This is a genomic window from Bacillus cereus group sp. N24 (assembly GCF_016483345.1).
GTDB lineage: Bacteria > Bacillota > Bacilli > Bacillales > Bacillaceae_G > Bacillus_A > Bacillus_A toyonensis.
Genome location: NZ_JAEHCA010000049.1, coordinates 1 through 17,468, shown reverse-complemented (window position 1 = coordinate 17,468; position 17,468 = coordinate 1). Strand labels below are relative to the sequence as shown.

Sequence of the window (17,468 nt, the reverse complement as noted above, 5' to 3'; positions counted from 1 at the left end):
AGTTAGTTTGTCTAGCATCTAAAAATAAAAATTGACGTTTCACGTTGTTTGTTTCGTTCAGTTTTCAAAGAACTACTCGGTCGCTCATTTGCGACTCCCTTATGTTAACATCTTCATGTTTCAATGTCAACTAAGTTTTTTATTTCGTTTGTCGTTTTCTGCGTTATTGCATCGGCGACTTGTTCTATATTACACCTCTGCACTCTAATCGTCAACATGTTTTTCTAAAAAAATATAAAAAGGCGTATTCCTTTTAAAATACGCCTTTTTACCATAGAACATTCTATTCATTTATTATTTTTCTATAATAGGTAACGCGACGATGAATTGAATAATACCATCCTCATATTCAGCTCGAATACTCCCCCCCTGCAATTCAACAATACTTTTCGCAATAGCTAATCCAAGTCCCGATCCTTCTGTTACTCTACTTCTAGATTGATCCTTCTTATAAAAACGTTCGAACAAACTCCCTAACTCTTCTCTCGTAAACTCTTCACTATGATTCGCAATTACAATTCGCACTTCCCGGCGCTGCCTTTGAAGAGAAACTTTTATCTCCCCATCATCTTTACTATACTTAATCGCGTTCATTAATAAATTATCAAACACACGAACCATCTTTTCTGAATCAACCGCTGCATAGGCACGTTCCTCAGGAAACTTCTTAACAAACGCAAGTCCATGCTCTTCTGCCTGCGGTACTAACTCTTCTATTAATTGCTCCAATAACTCATTTATACAAACCTCTCGTTTTTCTAATACAACTTGCTCATTTGTTAACTTCGTATACTCAAATAAATCTTCTATTAAATTCTTTAACTGCTCCGACTTCGCAAAAGCAATTCTCGTATACTCATCGTGTTGTTCTTTATTTTCATATTTAGAATCTCGAAGTAATCGCAAGTAACCCATTATAGAAGTCAGTGGTGTACGTAAATCGTGTGATACATTCGTAATAAGCTCATTCTTTTGTTTCTCTAATTTACGTTCCTTTTCTATATTATTCATAAGCTCTTCCGCCATATTATTAATATTCTCAGTTAAAGACGCAATCTCATCTTCACCTTTTTTCTCAATACGGTACGCTAAGTTTCCTTTTTCTATTTCCTTTACACCTTGTGCCATCGCTTCAATTTGCTTCATCTTTCTCTTTGTTATATAGAAGAAAGAGAAAATAAATACAAGTACACCTATGAAAAACGGAAACGGTCCTTCTTGCGTATCATATATTACTTCACCTTCTGGAATCCCACTAACAAACATGTATAAATTCTTATCTTCTATTGTAATAGGTGCAAAAGCTATAAATTCTTTTCTCGTACTTTCAAATTCTTTTCTACCATTCATATAATTAATCGCAAACGATGATGCATTACGAATTGTATTATGCAAATCAATTTGCTCTTCTTGCGCCTGCTTCGTTTTATATAAGACTTTACCACTCTCATCAGTGACCAATACTTTTAAAGCTCTAGAGTTTTGTTCTAGATTTCGATTCTCTATTTCAATCATACTTGATATAGCTTCTAATTTATTTTCATGAACTGAACTATTTGCCACGCTTTGAGCTTGTTGGTTAATTTGCTCCATACCAACCCGATAATCAATTGTCGCCTCTCGATTCGCATTCTCAAAAAACGGCGCTGCTGCCTTTGCTGACAAAGTCCCTAACAACGCACAAGCAGTGAACGCAGTAATAAGTTGAATTCGCACACTCCGTTTCACATTCTTCACTAGCTTTCCAATTGATTCTCGAAATTTCCTAACATAAGTAAATGGATTAAATATCTTTTTCAATCTTATACCCCACTCCCCATACTGTTTTTATATATATTGGCTTTCTTGGATTCTCCTCAATCTTCTCACGCACTTTCCGAATATGAACCATTACCGTGTTATCCGACTGGAAAGACCTTTCATTCCAAACCTTTTCATAAATTTGTTCCGCGCTAAAGACCATCCCTGGATTACGAACTAATAATTCTAAAATTGAAAATTCCCTCGGGGTCAGTTTCACTTCTTCTCCATCCACAATGACTGTATGAGTGGAGATGTTTATTTTCATCTCTCCAATTTCTAACTCGTCCTCATTTTGAATAGCAAAACCATTCATCTTCATATAACGACGTAACTGAGATTTAATTCTTGCGATTAACTCTAACGGATTAAATGGTTTCGTTACGTAATCATCTGCACCTGTTGTTAATCCTAAAATTTTATCCATATCTTGCGTTTTCGCAGAAAGCATAATAATTGGCATTTCTTTCGATTCTCTTACTTTCATACACATATGAATACCATCTACCTTTGGCATCATAATATCTAATACGACTAGATGTACTTCATTTTCTTCTAGTAAACGTAATCCTTCTTCTCCGTCTCCTGCTTGCAACACTTTATATCCTTCATTCTTTAAATAGATTGTAATAAGATTCCTAATTTCTTTTTCATCATCTACGACAAGTATTGTTTCGTGCGCCACAATATCTCCCCCATCACTTTTTTAATCCCTAACTTCTATTATAGGAAAACTTCTGAAGAAAAACGCTCGGAAATCCTTAAGATTTTCTGAAGACGCAAAAAAGGTCTAGACTCCCCTTAAGTCTAGACCTTTCAAAAAAACCCCTTTTATTTACGAACGTAGATGAAATATAGTACGAATAAAACTCCCATAACATACATAATTGGATGAATCTCTTTACGGCGACCACTTACTACCATTGTAATTGGATAGAAGATAAAGCCAATCGCAATCCCTGTCGCAATACTATACGTAAGCGGCATTGAAATGATCGTAAAGAATGCTGGTACTGCAATCTCGAATTTCTTCCAATCAATTTCGCCTAAAGATGAAACCATCAAGATCCCTACAATAATTAGTGCTGGCGCTGTTACAGCTGGTGTCACAACACTTAATAGTGGTGAGAAGAATAGCGCTAGCAAGAAGAACCCTGCTGTTACAACTGCTGTAAATCCAGAACGTCCTCCCGCTGCTACCCCTGCAGACGATTCAATGTAAGACGTTGTTGTTGATGTACCTAAGATCGCACCAATTACAGTTGCAATTGCATCTGCGAATAATGCTTTTCCTGCACGTGGTAATTTATTGTTCTTCATTAATCCTGCTTGATTCGCAACCGCTACAAGCGTACCTGCTGTATCAAAGAAATCGATAAAGAAGAACGTTATAATTACAATCCCCATTTGAATAGTGAAAATGTCTCCGAAATGAGTTAACGCAGCACCGAACGTTGGTTCTAGACTCGGTATCGCCCCCACTACTGCTTTAGGAGTGTCAATTAATCCTGTTGCTACTCCTAAGATTGCCGTAAGAATCATACCGTAGAATACCGCACCATTAACTTTCTTAATCATGAAGATGATTGTCGTAACAACCCCAAAGATTGCTAGTAACGTTGTGCCCTTTGTTAAGTCCCCCAACCCAACAAGAACAGCATCATTTTTCACGATAATTCCGGCATTTTGGAATCCAAGAAAGGCAATGAACAATCCGATACCTGCTGCTACTGCAAACTTTAACTCCGATGGAATTGCATTAATGATTTTTTCACGAATACCTGAAGCTGTAAGAATAATAAAGATAATACCTGACATTAACGTTCCGGCAATTGCTGTTTGCCACGGAATACCCATCGTTAAAACTGCTGTATAAGCAAAGAACGCGTTAATTCCCATACCTGGGGCTAAAGCAATTGGATACTTTGCGAAAATACCCATAATTAACGAACCGATCGCGGCCGCTAATGCTGTCGCAACGAATACTGCACCTGGATCCATTCCTGTGCCTGCTGGTAACCCTTTAACATTTCCAAGTGACAGCGTAGCAGGATTGACAAATAGTACGTAAGCCATAGATAGAAATGTCGTTAACCCTGCTATGAACTCAGTCTTATAATTCGTACCGAGCTCATCAAATTGAAAATAGCGTTTCATCCTACGTTTCCCCCGTTATATGATTACTCGCCGCATTTCACCCTAGCCCTCTTTTATCTATAAAAATAAAAAAGGCTTCCATTGCATATACATGGAAGCGTTCTATAAACAAAGACAAGTTTCCCCTCATCTTTATAAAAACGCCTCGTAGTCAAGCCATTTACGGTAGCTAGGTAGAAACTTTCGGGCCATATCCCCGATATTATACGACGGCATAATATTCACTTTTCGTTTGAATTACATACTCATATTAACTCTTGAAAGTATTTTTGTCAATTTAAAAACGAACAATTTTATAAAATTTTATATTTTCGTTCGTATTAATACTGAAAATAAAAAGATCCATCTATGCATAAGCAAAAGATGGATCTTTTTTATAATACTATTCCCACTCAATAGTTGCTGGTGGCTTACTCGTTACATCATACACGATACGGTTAACGTGTTTTACTTCGTTTACGATACGTACAGAGATTTTCTCTAATACGTCCCAAGGGATACGTGCCCAGTCAGCTGTCATACCGTCGATAGATGTTACTGCACGGATACCTACTGTGTAATCGTAAGTACGCTCGTCACCCATAACACCTACGCTACGCATACCAGGAAGCGCAGTGAAGTATTGCCAAATTTCGCGGTCTAAGCCCGCTTTAATAATTTCTTCACGTAAAATCGCATCAGATTCACGAACGATTTCTAATTTCTCTTCTGTGATTTCACCTAATACACGAATACCAAGTCCTGGACCTGGGAATGGTTGACGCCATACGATTTCATCAGGAATTCCTAATTCAGATCCTAATACACGTACTTCATCTTTAAATAACGTGTTTAAAGGCTCAATTAATTTGAACTGCATGTCTTCCGGAAGTCCACCAACGTTATGGTGAGATTTAATTGTTTGTGCAGTTGCTGTACCACTTTCAACGATGTCTGTGTAAAGTGTACCTTGTGCTAGGAAGTCCATACCTTGTAATTTAGAAGCTTCATCATCAAATACGTAAATGAATTCGTTACCGATAATTTTACGTTTTTGTTCTGGATCTTCTACACCTTTTAACTTGTTCATAAAGCGTTCTTGTGCATCCACTTTAATAACGTTCATATGGAAGCCTTCGCTAAATGTTTTCATAACGCCTTCTGCTTCACCTTTACGAAGTAAGCCGTGGTCAACGAAAATACATGTTAACTGGTCGCCAATTGCTTTATGAATTAATACTGCTACAACAGAAGAATCTACACCGCCACTAAGTGCGCATAGTACTTTTTTGTCTCCAACAGTTTCACGGATCTTCTCTAATTCTACTTCGATAAAGTTCTCCATGTTCCATCCTTCAGAACAACCACATACGCCGAATACGAAGTTTTTAATTAAATCGTTACCGTGCTCAGAGTGACGTACTTCTGGGTGGAATTGTACACCGTATAAGTTTTTCGCTTCATTGCTCATACCAGCAATTGGGCAAGACTCACTTGTTGCGTCTACTACGAATCCTTCAGGTAAACCAGTTACTAAGTCACCATGACTCATCCATACAACTTGCTCTTCTGGAAGGTTCGTATATAATTTTGATTCGTTCTCTACTTTAAGAACAGCTTTTCCGTACTCACGGTGGTTTGCACGTTCTACTTTACCACCGAAGTGTTGTGTCATAAGCTGCATACCGTAACAAATACCGAAAATCGGTAATCCTAGTTCAAAGATTTTTTCATCACAATGTAATGCACCTTCACCGTATACACTATTTGGTCCACCAGAGAAAATAATCCCTTTTGGATTCATTGCTTTAATTTCTTCCGCAGTAATTGTATGTGGATGAAGTTCACTGTATACACCGAACTCACGAATTCGACGTGCTATTAACTGATTGTACTGACTTCCAAAATCTAAAACGATAATTGTATCGTGCTGCTTTTTCAAAATAATCACCCCAACGTTAGTTCTCGTATATAAATATTTTCACCAATTTGGCGAAAAGCATTACCAATATAATAAAAAAAGCCAGTCCTCCGCCTCTAGTCTCATAACAAAGAAAAGGCAGGGGTCTGGCTTTATAAAGAAAGATAGTCTCCGCTCTTTATAAATATAAGACACACTGCCTTCATAGTCAGGTTGTTTACGGTAACCCGGTAGAGACTCTCAAACCATATCATTGAGGATATATGAAGGATCGTTTTATATTATCTTCCTAGATTCTAACAATGAAGTGTCGATGTGGTCAAGAGAGAAAGCGACAAAATTCTACAGAAATTAATTTCTTTCCCACTAAAACACAAAAAACATTTCCATATAGAAATGTTTTTTGTGTTTTATCCTATTATTCAACTTTTTTCTGTTGTTTTCTACCCATTAATCGTGTAACACCATTTTTTATTACAAATACCCCGTATCCCACAAATAAAAACATAACGGGCAAAATGTCAAAACGATACCTAGTTTGAACTTCGACAAACAAATGAATAACCACATATCCATCAAACAAAATATATAAAAGAGGATATATTGAATCATTTCTTCTATATAATGAAATGGTACCAATCGCAAATATACAACATGTAATATACATAAGCCTTTCATATTTTGTCAGCATTTGTTGTAAGTGTGGTTTATTCAGTTCCCCCCACTCCAAAGCCCAACCAGGTGCATCATCAGGATTACTCCACATTTTTTCAACTTTCAATACAAGTAATTGACGAACTTTCTCTTTGTCCTTCAATCTGTCCTTGATCAAAGCAACGGAAGCATCATTTCTTTCCTTCCCAAGTTTAAATTGACTAAGGTAAACAACATCTGGCTGATTCCATCCACCAATCGAGTCATAATTGAATCCCACAACAAATTTCCAATATGGCATTTGGTTCGACAATGGTTTTTTCGCTAATCCCGTGTTCATTAAGAAAATACTTACAATTTGCATCACTAGAAAATATACAATCACTATTCCCACTAATTTTTTTACGTAGTTAAACGTTTCTTTTTTTCTAAACGGAAGTATCTTATAAATTAATACATAAACAAAAACCGCCAATAAAAAGAAACTTCCTAACGGTCTCATAATATTTCCAATGCTTAACAGTAACCCTGTTAAACCCCAACCGTATTTAGTTGAAAAACCTTTTGTAATTAAAACATACAGTCCTAAAAAAAAGAAAAAGGTAGAAATATATTGATTTGTTAATACAGAGCTATAGATAATATTAGGTATGTAAAACGCGTAAAATATTGCCGCAGTTCTCGCACTGTATTCATTAAAAATGGTTTTACCCATAAAATAAATAATCACGGCAGTACCTACGCTCCAAAAAATATTAAATAACTTCAATATAAACAGATGATTACCAAAAAATTTTATTAATATAGCCTCATAATATGTGAATCCCAATTGGTATGTCCAACTCATATAGTATTCATCTGTAATAAATGCAAAATTACCCTTTACAGCTTGTTGAGCACTTTCATACATTACAGAAAAATCCGAGATAGGTACTGTTTTTTCAAAAATGATCCATAACAACCTAATTGCAAAGGCTGTAACTATGAGAATGAGCAAAAATTGATTAACTGTTAAAAAACGATTTGCTAAAAATGATATTATTCCGAGCACCAAAATAGTTGCTACTATCTCCAGAATTAACACAGCGACCGAGGAATAGGTAGATTTCTCTATTTGAAATGAACTATAAAGTGTAATGACAAACATCGCCAAACCACATACTACTAATATTTTCGAAAAAATGTTTCTACCCAAATTTTCTTTAATCTGCATCATATACCTCACTAACTAGGCTACCGCCATCTTCTCTCATAGACAATAAGAACTAGGAGACTTATTATCTCGACTAAAAAATAAGAAAAATCCCTTTTGACTGTATCATAAATGTTAAAAGAATTATATATTCAATTGGAATTATATTGAATATTACCGTAATAAAAAAAGCTTGAATATTCCCCTCCATTCTCTCCCTAAACTTGCGACCTTCCAGAAACCTTTTATATACATCTTAACAACAAAAAAGACTACCTCCCCTCATCAAGGAAGTAGCCTTCTTCTAATTAACTATTTATACATTGCACAGCTTCACAGAGTGATGCTTATTACATCATTCCGCCCATACCGCCCATGCCCATGCCGCCCATGTCAGGCATTGCTGGTGCATTTGGTTCTGGCTTGTCAGCTACTACAGCTTCAGTTGTTAAGAACATAGCTGCAACAGATGCTGCGTTTTGAAGTGCAGAACGAGTTACTTTAGCTGGATCTACGATACCAGACTCAAGCATGTTAACCCATTCGCCAGTAGCTGCGTTGAAACCAACGCCTACTTTTTCGCCTTTTAGACGCTCTACAACTACAGATCCTTCTAGACCAGCGTTGATTGCGATTTGACGAACTGGCTCTTCTAGTGCACGAAGTACGATGTTGATACCTGTTGCTTCGTCGCCTTCAGCTACGATAGAAGCTACTTTCGTGTATACGTTCATAAGTGAAGTACCACCACCTGCAACGATACCTTCTTCTACTGCTGCACGAGTTGAGTTAAGTGCATCTTCAATGCGAAGTTTGCGCTCTTTTAACTCAGTTTCAGTTGCTGCACCTACTTTAATTACTGCTACGCCACCAGCTAATTTAGCAAGACGCTCTTGTAATTTTTCACGATCGAATTCAGAAGTTGTTTCTTCTAATTGCGCACGGATTTGACCGATGCGAGCTTCGATTTGTTGTGTGTTTCCAATACCTTCAACTACAGTTGTGTTTTCTTTTGTTACAACGATTTTACCAGCGCGTCCTAAAGATTCAACTGTAGCAGATTTTAAGTCACGTCCTAATTCTTCAGTGATTACTTCGCCACCAGTTAAGATTGCGATATCTTCTAGCATTGCTTTACGACGGTCACCAAATCCAGGAGCTTTAACAGCCACTACATTGAATGTACCACGAAGTTTGTTCACTACTAATGTAGCTAAAGCTTCGCCTTCTACATCTTCAGCAATGATAAGAAGTGGTTTACCTTGTTGTACCACTTGCTCTAATACTGGTAAGATTTCTTGGATGTTAGAAATCTTTTTGTCAGTAATTAAGATATATGGGTTATCAAGAACAGCTTCCATTTTGTCAGAATCAGTAATCATGTAAGGAGATGCATATCCACGATCAAATTGCATACCTTCTACTACGTCTAATTCTGTTGTGAACCCTTTAGATTCTTCTAAAGTAATAACGCCGTCGTTACCAACGCGCTCCATTGCTTCAGCGATTAATTGACCTACTTCTTCGTCAGCCGCAGAAATAGCAGCTACTTGTGCGATAGAAGATTTACCTTCGATTGGTTTAGAAATCGCTTTTAATTCTTCAATTGCAGCAGTAACAGCTTTTTCGATACCTTTACGAAGACCCATTGGGTTTGCACCAGCTGTTACGTTTTTAAGACCTTCACGAATCATAGCTTGCGCTAATACAGTTGCAGTTGTCGTTCCGTCACCAGCTACATCGTTTGTTTTGCTAGCAACTTCTGCTACTAATTTTGCACCCATGTTTTCGAATGCATCTTCTAATTCGATTTCTTTTGCGATTGTTACACCATCATTTGTAATAAGTGGTGAACCGAATTTTTTCTCAAGTACAACGTTACGACCTTTTGGTCCAAGCGTTACTTTTACTGCGTTTGCAAGAGTGTCGACACCGCGAAGCATCGAACGACGTGCTTCTTCACTAAATTTAATATCTTTTGCCATAATAATTGACCCCCTTGGAATTTTTAAGATTTATATAATTAACCGATAACTGCTAAAATGTCACTTTCACGTAAAATCAAGTAGTCTGTACCTTCGTATTTTACTTCAGTACCTGCATATTTTGAGAAGATGATAAGATCACCTGCTGCTACCTCTAAAGCAACACGCTCACCATTTTCAAGCACTCGACCAGTACCTACTGCAATAACTTTACCCTCTTGTGGTTTTTCTTTTGCAGTGTCTGGTAATACAATACCACTTGCTGTTTTTTCTTCTGCTTGAACAAGCTCAATTACAACGCGATCACCTAATGGCTTTAGCATGAACAATAACCTCCTCATTGTGTTATGTAAATTTTTTATTAGCACTCGAGTCACTCGAGTGCTAACACACTTATAATAATAAATAATCTCAATTTCTTTTGCAAGTAAAAAAATCATAATTTTTTCGCAAATTACTATATATACTCTTCTATATAAAATCCTTCTTCTACTACCTTTACTATATGAATCGTTGTTTCCACTACTCGTATGTTACAATATGAAAGACACCCTAAGTTGTTTTCGCTACACACACAACTTTTTCCTGTCTTCTATTTTAATTTCCAATGCAGATTTACAAAAAAAAACATAATTCGAATGAAAGTTTATATCGTAGGTAGCATATTACATGTTATCCTGCCTTATCTCATACACTAGAGTTAGAAAGGATGGTTAAACCATTTGAAGAAACAATATTGGTGGATTATCGTTACATACATTTTAATGCAATTGTCGGGTATTGCCGGATTACCACTTCTTCTGAAAACCGGACTATACGATAATAGAGGATTTACCAACGAGGAAAAGTTTCAACTAATAACCGGACATTGGTCTATTATTAGCTTTTTCATTGCACTATGCGTTGTAATTTGGTTACTTAGAACAGATATTCGTGACAGGCATTTAGATGCAATGCGCTCTTCTGTTCCAGCTACAATCGGGTGGATTTTTATCGGGTTCTTCTTAGCAATCATCTCACAAAGTATTGCAGGTATGATTGAAATGTATCTATTAGGGATTACACCTGGATCTGAGAATACAGACCGACTTATGGACATCGCAAGAACGACACCTTGGTTCCTTATTGTTATATCTATAATCGGACCTATTTTAGAAGAAATCGTATTTAGAAAAATTTTATTTGGTACACTTTATAAGAGATTTAATTTCTTCGTTGCTGCTATTATTAGTTCACTCGTATTCGCAGCGATTCATTTTGATTTTACTCACCTATTGGTATACACTTCTATGGGGCTCGTATTCGCCTTCTTATATGTAAAAACGAAACGTATTATCGTTCCTATAGCAGCCCATGTAGCAATGAATACATTAGTTGCCATTGGACAGATTTTCATGAGCAATGAACAAATTCAAGAAATGATTAAAGAAGCTGAAAAAATGCAAGGCTTTATCGGAGGATTTTTTGTATGAGAAACTCACCATTGTTCATGGCTGCATTGTATTTCCTTCTCGGATGTATCTTTACACGTTTCGCCATTACGAACGTGACAGATACAATCTGGAATATGTGGACAATACTATTTGCAGTTATGGCAACAATTGATTTTAATTTGGCACTTCGCCTTATATTAGTTAAATTCACAAAGAAAAAACAATAATAAAACGCAGAGGTCACCTCCTCTGCGTTTTATTGTGGATAATTCTTTAAAAAGTAAACAAGCGTTTGTAGCTCTACAGCTAAATCAATATGATGAATTCTTATATTCTCTGACACATTTAAGCGTGCTGGTGTGAAGTTTAAAATACCGTGCACGTTTGTTTCTGCCAATCTATCGGCTACAGATTGCGCTACTGTAGCGGGTACTGTTAATATTGCCACTTGTATATCATTTGATAACCTTTCTTCTAATTCATCTAAATGATATACAGGAATACCCCCGATTTCTGTTCCAACTTTCTCTTCACTAACATCAAATGCCATTTCAATTTTTGTATTATTGTTTTTCGTGAAATTATAATGTAAGAAAGCGGTCCCTAAATTACCTACTCCAATAAGCGCTACACGTGTTATATCATCTTGATCGAGTGTTTCACGGAAAAATGATAATAAATAATTTACGTTATATCCATATCCCTTTTTCCCTAATGCTCCAAAGTATGAGAAATCTCTTCGAATAGTTGCGGAATCAACCTTTACCGCTTCACTCAATTCGGCTGATGAAACACGTTGCTTACCAGAAAGAGATAAGTTTTGGATAAATCGATAGTATAGAGGCAATCGTTTAGCAGTGGCTTGCGGAATTTTCTGCTGATCCATATAACCTCTCCTCTCTTCCTATCTTTATTCATATACTTGAATCGAATACAGAAGTTTAGTACTTATGAATTTCCTTGTATAATAAAGAGAAGAAGTATTCTCTCTTTATTTTAAACTATACACTATTTTTAGTATGATTGAGAAATATAAACATGGCAAAGTTAAGAAATTATTTGAGGTGAAAACATTGATTTTATTACAAGTAAACGGGCTTTCAAAATTATACGGTGCCGAAACGATTCTTGCAAACATAAAATTGGAAGTGCAAACGAAAGATCGTATCGCTTTAGTTGGACGAAATGGAGCCGGAAAATCTACATTATTAAAAATTATCGCCGGTGAATTATCTCATGATGGCGGCGAAATTATAAAACCGAAAGATGTCTCAATTGGGTATTTAGCTCAAAATACTGGATTAGAAACATCATTAACAATTTGGGATGAAATGCTAACCGTCTTTACACACCTACAGCAAATGGAGACAAAACTTCGAAGGCTAGAGCAAGAAATGGGAAAAGAAGAAAACTTTTCAAATGCCGCTACATATGAAAAATTATTAGCTGATTATGACCAATTGCAATTAGATTATAAAGATCAAGGCGGCTATCAGTACGAAGCAGATATTCGCTCCATTTTAAGCGGTCTTGGTTTCCCTGTTGAAACGCATCAGACGACAATTTCTACGTTAAGTGGCGGACAAAAAACGAGATTAGCTCTTGGGAAATTATTATTAACGAAACCAGACTTACTTATTTTAGACGAGCCTACAAACCATTTAGACATCGAAACATTAACGTGGCTTGAGCAATACTTACAAGGTTATCCTGGCGCAATTTTAATCGTTTCTCATGACCGTTATTTCTTAGATAAGCTTGTTACACAAGTATATGAAATTTCGAATAAAGAAAGCAGACGATTTGTTGGTAACTACAGTAAATATTTAGACTTAAAATCAGCCCTATACGAACAAGAAATGAAGCGTTACGAAAAGCAACAAGATGAAATCGCTAAACTTGAGGACTTCGTTCAAAAAAATATAGCACGTGCATCTACGACAAAACGTGCACAAAGCCGTCGTAAACAATTAGATAGAATGGAATTATTAACTAGACCATTAGGTGACTCTAAATCAGCCTCATTCCACTTCGATATTGAAAAACAAAGTGGAAATGATGTTTTACAAGTAAAAGATGCAACCATCGGTTATGATGAGGATCCTATTATTGAACATGTAAATATGCGCTTAACTCGGGGAGATAGTGTTGCCTTAGTTGGACCGAATGGAATTGGAAAATCCACATTATTAAAATCCATTGTGAATAAGTTACAGCTATTACATGGAGATGTTGCTTTCGGATCAAATGTATCTGTTGGTTATTATGATCAAGAACAAGCTAACTTAACATCTTCTAAGCGCGTTTTAAATGAACTATGGGACGAATATCCGCTTCAACCCGAAAAAGAAATTCGCACTATACTAGGTAATTTTTTATTCACAGGGGATGATGTACTAAAACCAGTATCTTCTCTTAGTGGTGGACAAAAGGCCCGATTAGCTCTCGCAAAACTTATGATGCAAAAATCCAATTTATTAATTCTCGATGAGCCAACGAACCATCTTGATTTAAATAGTAAAGAAATTTTGGAGAATGCTTTAATTGATTATCCAGGAACTCTTCTATTCGTTTCACATGACCGCTACTTCATTAATCGCGTAACGACTACAGTTGTCGAGTTATCAACAGAAGGTGCGCAAGAGTATTTAGGTGATTACGATTACTATGTGGAGAAGAAAAATGAAATGATTGAACGCGCAGCATTTGAACAACAAGAACAGCAAGAAAATCACGCACCTGTTCAAAAAACTGTAGCTCAAGAAAAATTAAATTATCTCGAAGAAAAAGAGCGTAAACAATTAGAACGTCAACGCACTCGAAAAATCGAAGAACTAGAACAAAACATCGTAAGCTTAGAAGAAGAAATTGCTACGTTAGAGGATCAGCTTTGCTTACCAGAAATATATGCAGATTATGAAAAGGCTAGTGAGATTACAACGAAAAAACAAACATTACAAGAACAACTTGAAGCCTGTATGGCAGAATGGGAAGAACTGCATATATAAGCTAATTTAAACAAAAAGGATGTCTCATCAGTCGAGGACTTTTGACTAGATGACATCCTTTTTATTTCCCTTTAGAATCAGTTCCGTAGTACATGAAATTATATCGACGATTTTTTGAATGCACATACCTTAACTTAAAATATATAAACAATTCGACAAGAAACATCGTTTTCCCGACAAAGATTGACAATTGCAGCAACCAATATGATAAGAGGAGGATTTTTCAAAAGTTTTTTAGGATATCTTCTCGTTTTTATTTCCCGAAAAAGAATTTATTTAAAGGTCAGACTTCATCCATTTTATCCACAAGGTTATACACATATCCACCTTTATAAAATAAACATCAAAATAACTTTTCCACATTATCCACATTTAACAAAAAAGTTATTAACAGTTTATATACACAATAAAACCCACATTATCAACAGATAATATGGGTTTTATCCACAAGCTGTGGTTAATTTTGTGTATAACTATGCTTCAATATCTAAGCCTGGGTTTGCATTTAAAGCTAATGTCGCACGTTTTCCTTGTTCGTATGCAATTGTACCTGCAGCTGCAATCATTGCTGCATTGTCTGTGCATAAAGATAACGGTGGGATAATTAGCTCTATATCTTCTTTTCGTGCAAACTCTTCTTCTAGACGTGCACGAAGCCCTTTATTAGCAGCTACTCCACCAGCAAGAAGCAATTGCTTTACATTATACGCTTCTGCTGCACGAGATGCTTTCGTTACAAGTACATCAATTACACTCTCTTGAAAGCTTGCTGCTAAATCTTCCGGTGCAATTTCTATACCACGTTGTTTTGCGTTATGCACAGTGTTGATAACTGCTGATTTCAATCCACTAAAGCTGAAATCATACGAATCGGGTTCTAGCCATGCACGAGGCAAATCAATTGTTGGCTTCCCTTCATGTGCAAGGCGATCAATATGAGGACCACCTGGATACGGCATAGATAGCGTACGAGCTACTTTATCATATGCTTCTCCTGCTGCATCATCTCGTGTTTCACCAATCACTTCAAATGAACCATGTTCTTTCATATAAACAAGTTCTGTATGTCCACCAGATACAACAAGTGATAGTAGTGGGAATTGAACTTCTTTTACTAAACGATTCGCATAAATATGACCAGCAATATGATGAACACCAACTAGAGGAATATCATGTGCAAAGGCTACCGCCTTCGCTGCATTTACTCCTATTAAAAGTGCTCCTACTAAACCGGGTCCCTCTGTTACGGCAATTGCATCAATATCCTCGAAAGTTATATTCGCTTCTTTTAAAGCTTCTTCTAACACAACTGTAATTTCTTCTACATGGTGACGGGATGCAATCTCTGGTACAACCCCGCCAAAACGCTTATGACTTTCAATTTGTGATGCAACGACGTTCGCAATGATTTCCGTTCCATTTTTAACAACTGCTACTGCTGTTTCATCGCAGCTTGTTTCAATACCAAGTATAATCGTATTTTTTTCCATTATATATTCACCCACATTACAAGACCATCTTCCTGATTGTCTGCATAGTATCGTTTACGAATTCCACCATTTTGAAATCCGTATTTTTTGTATAACTGCTTTGCCACTTCATTTGATACGCGTACTTCAAGCGTCATTGTTTTTACCCCTAGTTCTTTCGCTACGGAAATAACTTCTTTCAATAGGGCATCTCCTAACTTTTGACCTCGGTATTCTGGCAAAATAGCTATATTTGTGATATGTGATTCATCAATAATTATCCACAGTCCACAATACCCGATTACAAGGCCATCTTTTTCTAGCACAACATAATGTGCATGTTCATTCATCGTTAATTCACGTTGAAAGGCATCTGCAGTCCAAGGAGTTGAAAAAGATGCTTCTTCAATAGCTACAATTTGAGCGATATCATCGAGTTCCATCTTTCTAAATATCATATCCATCTTCTGCAAGCTCCTACTTGTTTTGACTTTCTAACCACTTTGTTTCAGCTTCAGCTAAACGAAGGTAACTAGGAACAAATGAATGTACATCTTGTTCCTCTTTTTGTAACCCTAAGAAAGCTAACTCACTTGGTCTTGGGTTATTTTTAGTGAAAGGAGCAAATACAGCTTGATTGCCTAAATGTTCTATAATTGTTTCTTTATGCAATTTAACATCGTTACCGATAAATAAAACAGGCTGTCCTTTATCTTTTAACATTTGCAACCAGTCTACAATAAGAATAATTCGATCTTCTTCTATTGAAGTTAACTGCTCTCCTTCATATGTATATAATCCAGTATAAATTTGTCCACGTCTTCCATCAAATAAAGGACTAATTAACCCACTAAAGTTAGCACCGTTTGCAGCTACTACTTCTAAACTTGATACACCTACGATTGGTATTTGAAGTGACCAAGCTAATGTTTTTGCCGCTGTCACACCTATGCGAACACCTGTATATGATCCAGGTCCAGCAGCCACAACGATTTTAGTTAATTCTTTCGGTTTTACACCACATTCTTTTAATAGTTGCTCTACAGCTGGCATAAGGCGTACAGAATGGTTTTTTGTTAAATTTGTAATGATCTCCCCAATTACGTTTTCTTCCTCAATAAGGGATACACCCATTACGTAATTTGAAGTATCAATTGCTAGTACTTTCATCTTGTAATAGCTCCTCACATAATCTAATATAACGGTCTCCAACTGGCTCGAGTACAATTTTCCTTGTGTCATCTCCAGCATGGAATAAACTAATTTGTAACTTTTCATTCGGTAAATATGCTTCTATCAAATGAGCCCATTCTACTACCGTAATTCCTTCACCATAGAAGTACTCATCAAAACCTAAGTCTTCTTCACTTTCCGCTAAACGATACACGTCCATATGATATAACGGCAATCTTCCTTTATATTCTTTAATAATGTTAAAGGTAGGACTATTTACAACTCTTTTCACGCCAAGACCTTTTGCTAGCCCTTTTGTAAAAGTCGTTTTACCAGCTCCAAGATCTCCTTCTAAAATAATTACATCTTGTGCCCGGGCAAGTTCACCTAGTTTTTCTGATAATCTTTGTGTTTCCTCAGAAGATTTTGTTGTTACTTCATATTTACTCACAGACTTCACCTACTTTACTCACAATGTTCTCTGCTCTTTATTATACAGGTTTTGAATATATAAAAAAGTCCTTAGGAGTTGTCCTAAGGATAGTTTGACTGTCTTTATTAGTTTTTTGTTAAAACAAATAAAAAAATACGAAACAACTTGTTTCGTTCTTTTCTTTATATAAAATGGCGGTCCCGACCGGGGTCGAACCGGCGATCTCCTGCGTGACAGGCAGGCATGTTAACCACTACACCACGG

At 36.4% G+C, this 17,468-nt stretch carries 15 protein-coding genes and 2 riboswitches; of the genes, 3 read left to right on the top strand and 12 right to left on the bottom strand.

Annotation, left to right across the window (positions count from 1 at the left end):
• Positions 1-294: 294 nt before the first annotated feature.
• From JDS95_RS29435 to groES, 7 genes are all read right to left on the bottom strand, one after another.
• The gene (locus tag JDS95_RS29435; RefSeq protein ID WP_000719235.1) at positions 295-1,800 is read right to left on the bottom strand and encodes a sensor histidine kinase; all 1,506 of its coding nucleotides are present in this window, start codon (positions 1,798-1,800) and stop codon (positions 295-297) included.
• Positions 1,784-2,485 (bottom strand): response regulator transcription factor, encoded by a 702-nt coding sequence (locus JDS95_RS29430; protein WP_000929892.1) that lies wholly within the window; start codon positions 2,483-2,485, stop codon positions 1,784-1,786. Before JDS95_RS29430 ends, JDS95_RS29435 begins: the two co-directional genes overlap by 17 nt.
• 146 nt (positions 2,486-2,631) lie before the next feature.
• Positions 2,632-3,957 carry an NCS2 family permease gene (locus tag JDS95_RS29425; protein WP_000833087.1) on the bottom strand — a complete coding sequence of 442 codons (1,326 nt, stop codon included), beginning with the start codon at positions 3,955-3,957 and terminating at the stop codon, positions 2,632-2,634.
• A 128-nt stretch (positions 3,958-4,085) separates the two neighbouring features.
• Positions 4,086-4,187: riboswitch (purine riboswitch) on the bottom strand.
• Between the two features lie 152 nt (positions 4,188-4,339).
• Positions 4,340-5,878 (bottom strand): glutamine-hydrolyzing GMP synthase, encoded by a 1,539-nt coding sequence (guaA, locus tag JDS95_RS29420; protein WP_000743919.1) that lies wholly within the window; start codon positions 5,876-5,878, stop codon positions 4,340-4,342.
• Between the two features lie 164 nt (positions 5,879-6,042).
• Positions 6,043-6,144: riboswitch (purine riboswitch) on the bottom strand.
• Positions 6,145-6,275: 131 nt separating this feature from the next.
• Complete coding sequence (locus JDS95_RS29415; RefSeq protein ID WP_199690992.1) at positions 6,276-7,724, bottom strand: ArnT family glycosyltransferase; 1,449 nt, start codon at positions 7,722-7,724, stop codon at positions 6,276-6,278.
• Between the two features lie 329 nt (positions 7,725-8,053).
• Positions 8,054-9,688 carry a chaperonin GroEL gene (gene groL, locus JDS95_RS29410; protein ID WP_001029987.1) on the bottom strand — a complete coding sequence of 545 codons (1,635 nt, stop codon included), beginning with the start codon at positions 9,686-9,688 and terminating at the stop codon, positions 8,054-8,056.
• 38 nt (positions 9,689-9,726) lie between these two features.
• Positions 9,727-10,011, bottom strand: a complete 285-nt coding sequence (gene groES / locus JDS95_RS29405; RefSeq protein WP_000917306.1) for a co-chaperone GroES — start codon at positions 10,009-10,011, stop codon at positions 9,727-9,729.
• Positions 10,012-10,410: 399 nt separating this feature from the next.
• Between groES and JDS95_RS29400 the strand changes: the two genes are divergently transcribed.
• Together JDS95_RS29400 and JDS95_RS29395 are read left to right on the top strand one after the other, a co-directional pair.
• The gene (locus JDS95_RS29400) at positions 10,411-11,160 is read left to right on the top strand and encodes a CPBP family intramembrane glutamic endopeptidase (protein ID WP_000745318.1); all 750 of its coding nucleotides are present in this window, start codon (positions 10,411-10,413) and stop codon (positions 11,158-11,160) included.
• On the top strand, positions 11,157-11,348 hold the full coding sequence (locus tag JDS95_RS29395; protein WP_001246201.1) for a YdiK family protein: 192 nt from the start codon (positions 11,157-11,159) through the stop codon (positions 11,346-11,348). Before JDS95_RS29400 ends, JDS95_RS29395 begins: the two co-directional genes overlap by 4 nt.
• Positions 11,349-11,377: 29 nt before the next feature.
• Here JDS95_RS29395 and JDS95_RS29390 read toward each other — a convergent pair whose 3' ends face one another.
• Positions 11,378-12,007, bottom strand: a complete 630-nt coding sequence (locus JDS95_RS29390) for a redox-sensing transcriptional repressor Rex (protein ID WP_000372701.1) — start codon at positions 12,005-12,007, stop codon at positions 11,378-11,380.
• A 187-nt stretch (positions 12,008-12,194) separates the two neighbouring features.
• On the opposite strand from JDS95_RS29390, the gene JDS95_RS29385 reads away from it, so the two are divergent.
• Entirely contained in the window at positions 12,195-14,129 is a 1,935-nt protein-coding gene (locus JDS95_RS29385; RefSeq protein WP_215712605.1) for an ABC-F family ATP-binding cassette domain-containing protein, read from the top strand.
• A 473-nt stretch (positions 14,130-14,602) separates the two neighbouring features.
• On the opposite strand, the gene tsaD is transcribed toward JDS95_RS29385, so the two are convergent.
• From tsaD to tsaE, 4 genes are read right to left on the bottom strand one after another with little or no spacing between them, the layout of a single operon-like run.
• Positions 14,603-15,619, bottom strand: coding sequence for a tRNA (adenosine(37)-N6)-threonylcarbamoyltransferase complex transferase subunit TsaD (tsaD, locus tag JDS95_RS29380; protein WP_000414604.1), 1,017 nt, complete (start codon positions 15,617-15,619; stop codon positions 14,603-14,605).
• Positions 15,619-16,062, bottom strand: a complete 444-nt coding sequence (gene rimI / locus JDS95_RS29375) for a ribosomal protein S18-alanine N-acetyltransferase (RefSeq protein ID WP_000367202.1) — start codon at positions 16,060-16,062, stop codon at positions 15,619-15,621. The genes tsaD and rimI overlap by 1 nt, the downstream gene beginning before the upstream one ends.
• A 13-nt stretch (positions 16,063-16,075) precedes the next feature.
• Positions 16,076-16,768, bottom strand: a complete 693-nt coding sequence (tsaB, locus tag JDS95_RS29370; protein WP_000865745.1) for a tRNA (adenosine(37)-N6)-threonylcarbamoyltransferase complex dimerization subunit type 1 TsaB — start codon at positions 16,766-16,768, stop codon at positions 16,076-16,078.
• Positions 16,749-17,222, bottom strand: a complete 474-nt coding sequence (gene tsaE, locus JDS95_RS29365; RefSeq protein ID WP_000049641.1) for a tRNA (adenosine(37)-N6)-threonylcarbamoyltransferase complex ATPase subunit type 1 TsaE — start codon at positions 17,220-17,222, stop codon at positions 16,749-16,751. The genes tsaB and tsaE overlap by 20 nt, the downstream gene beginning before the upstream one ends.
• Positions 17,223-17,468: the final 246 nt, after the last annotated feature.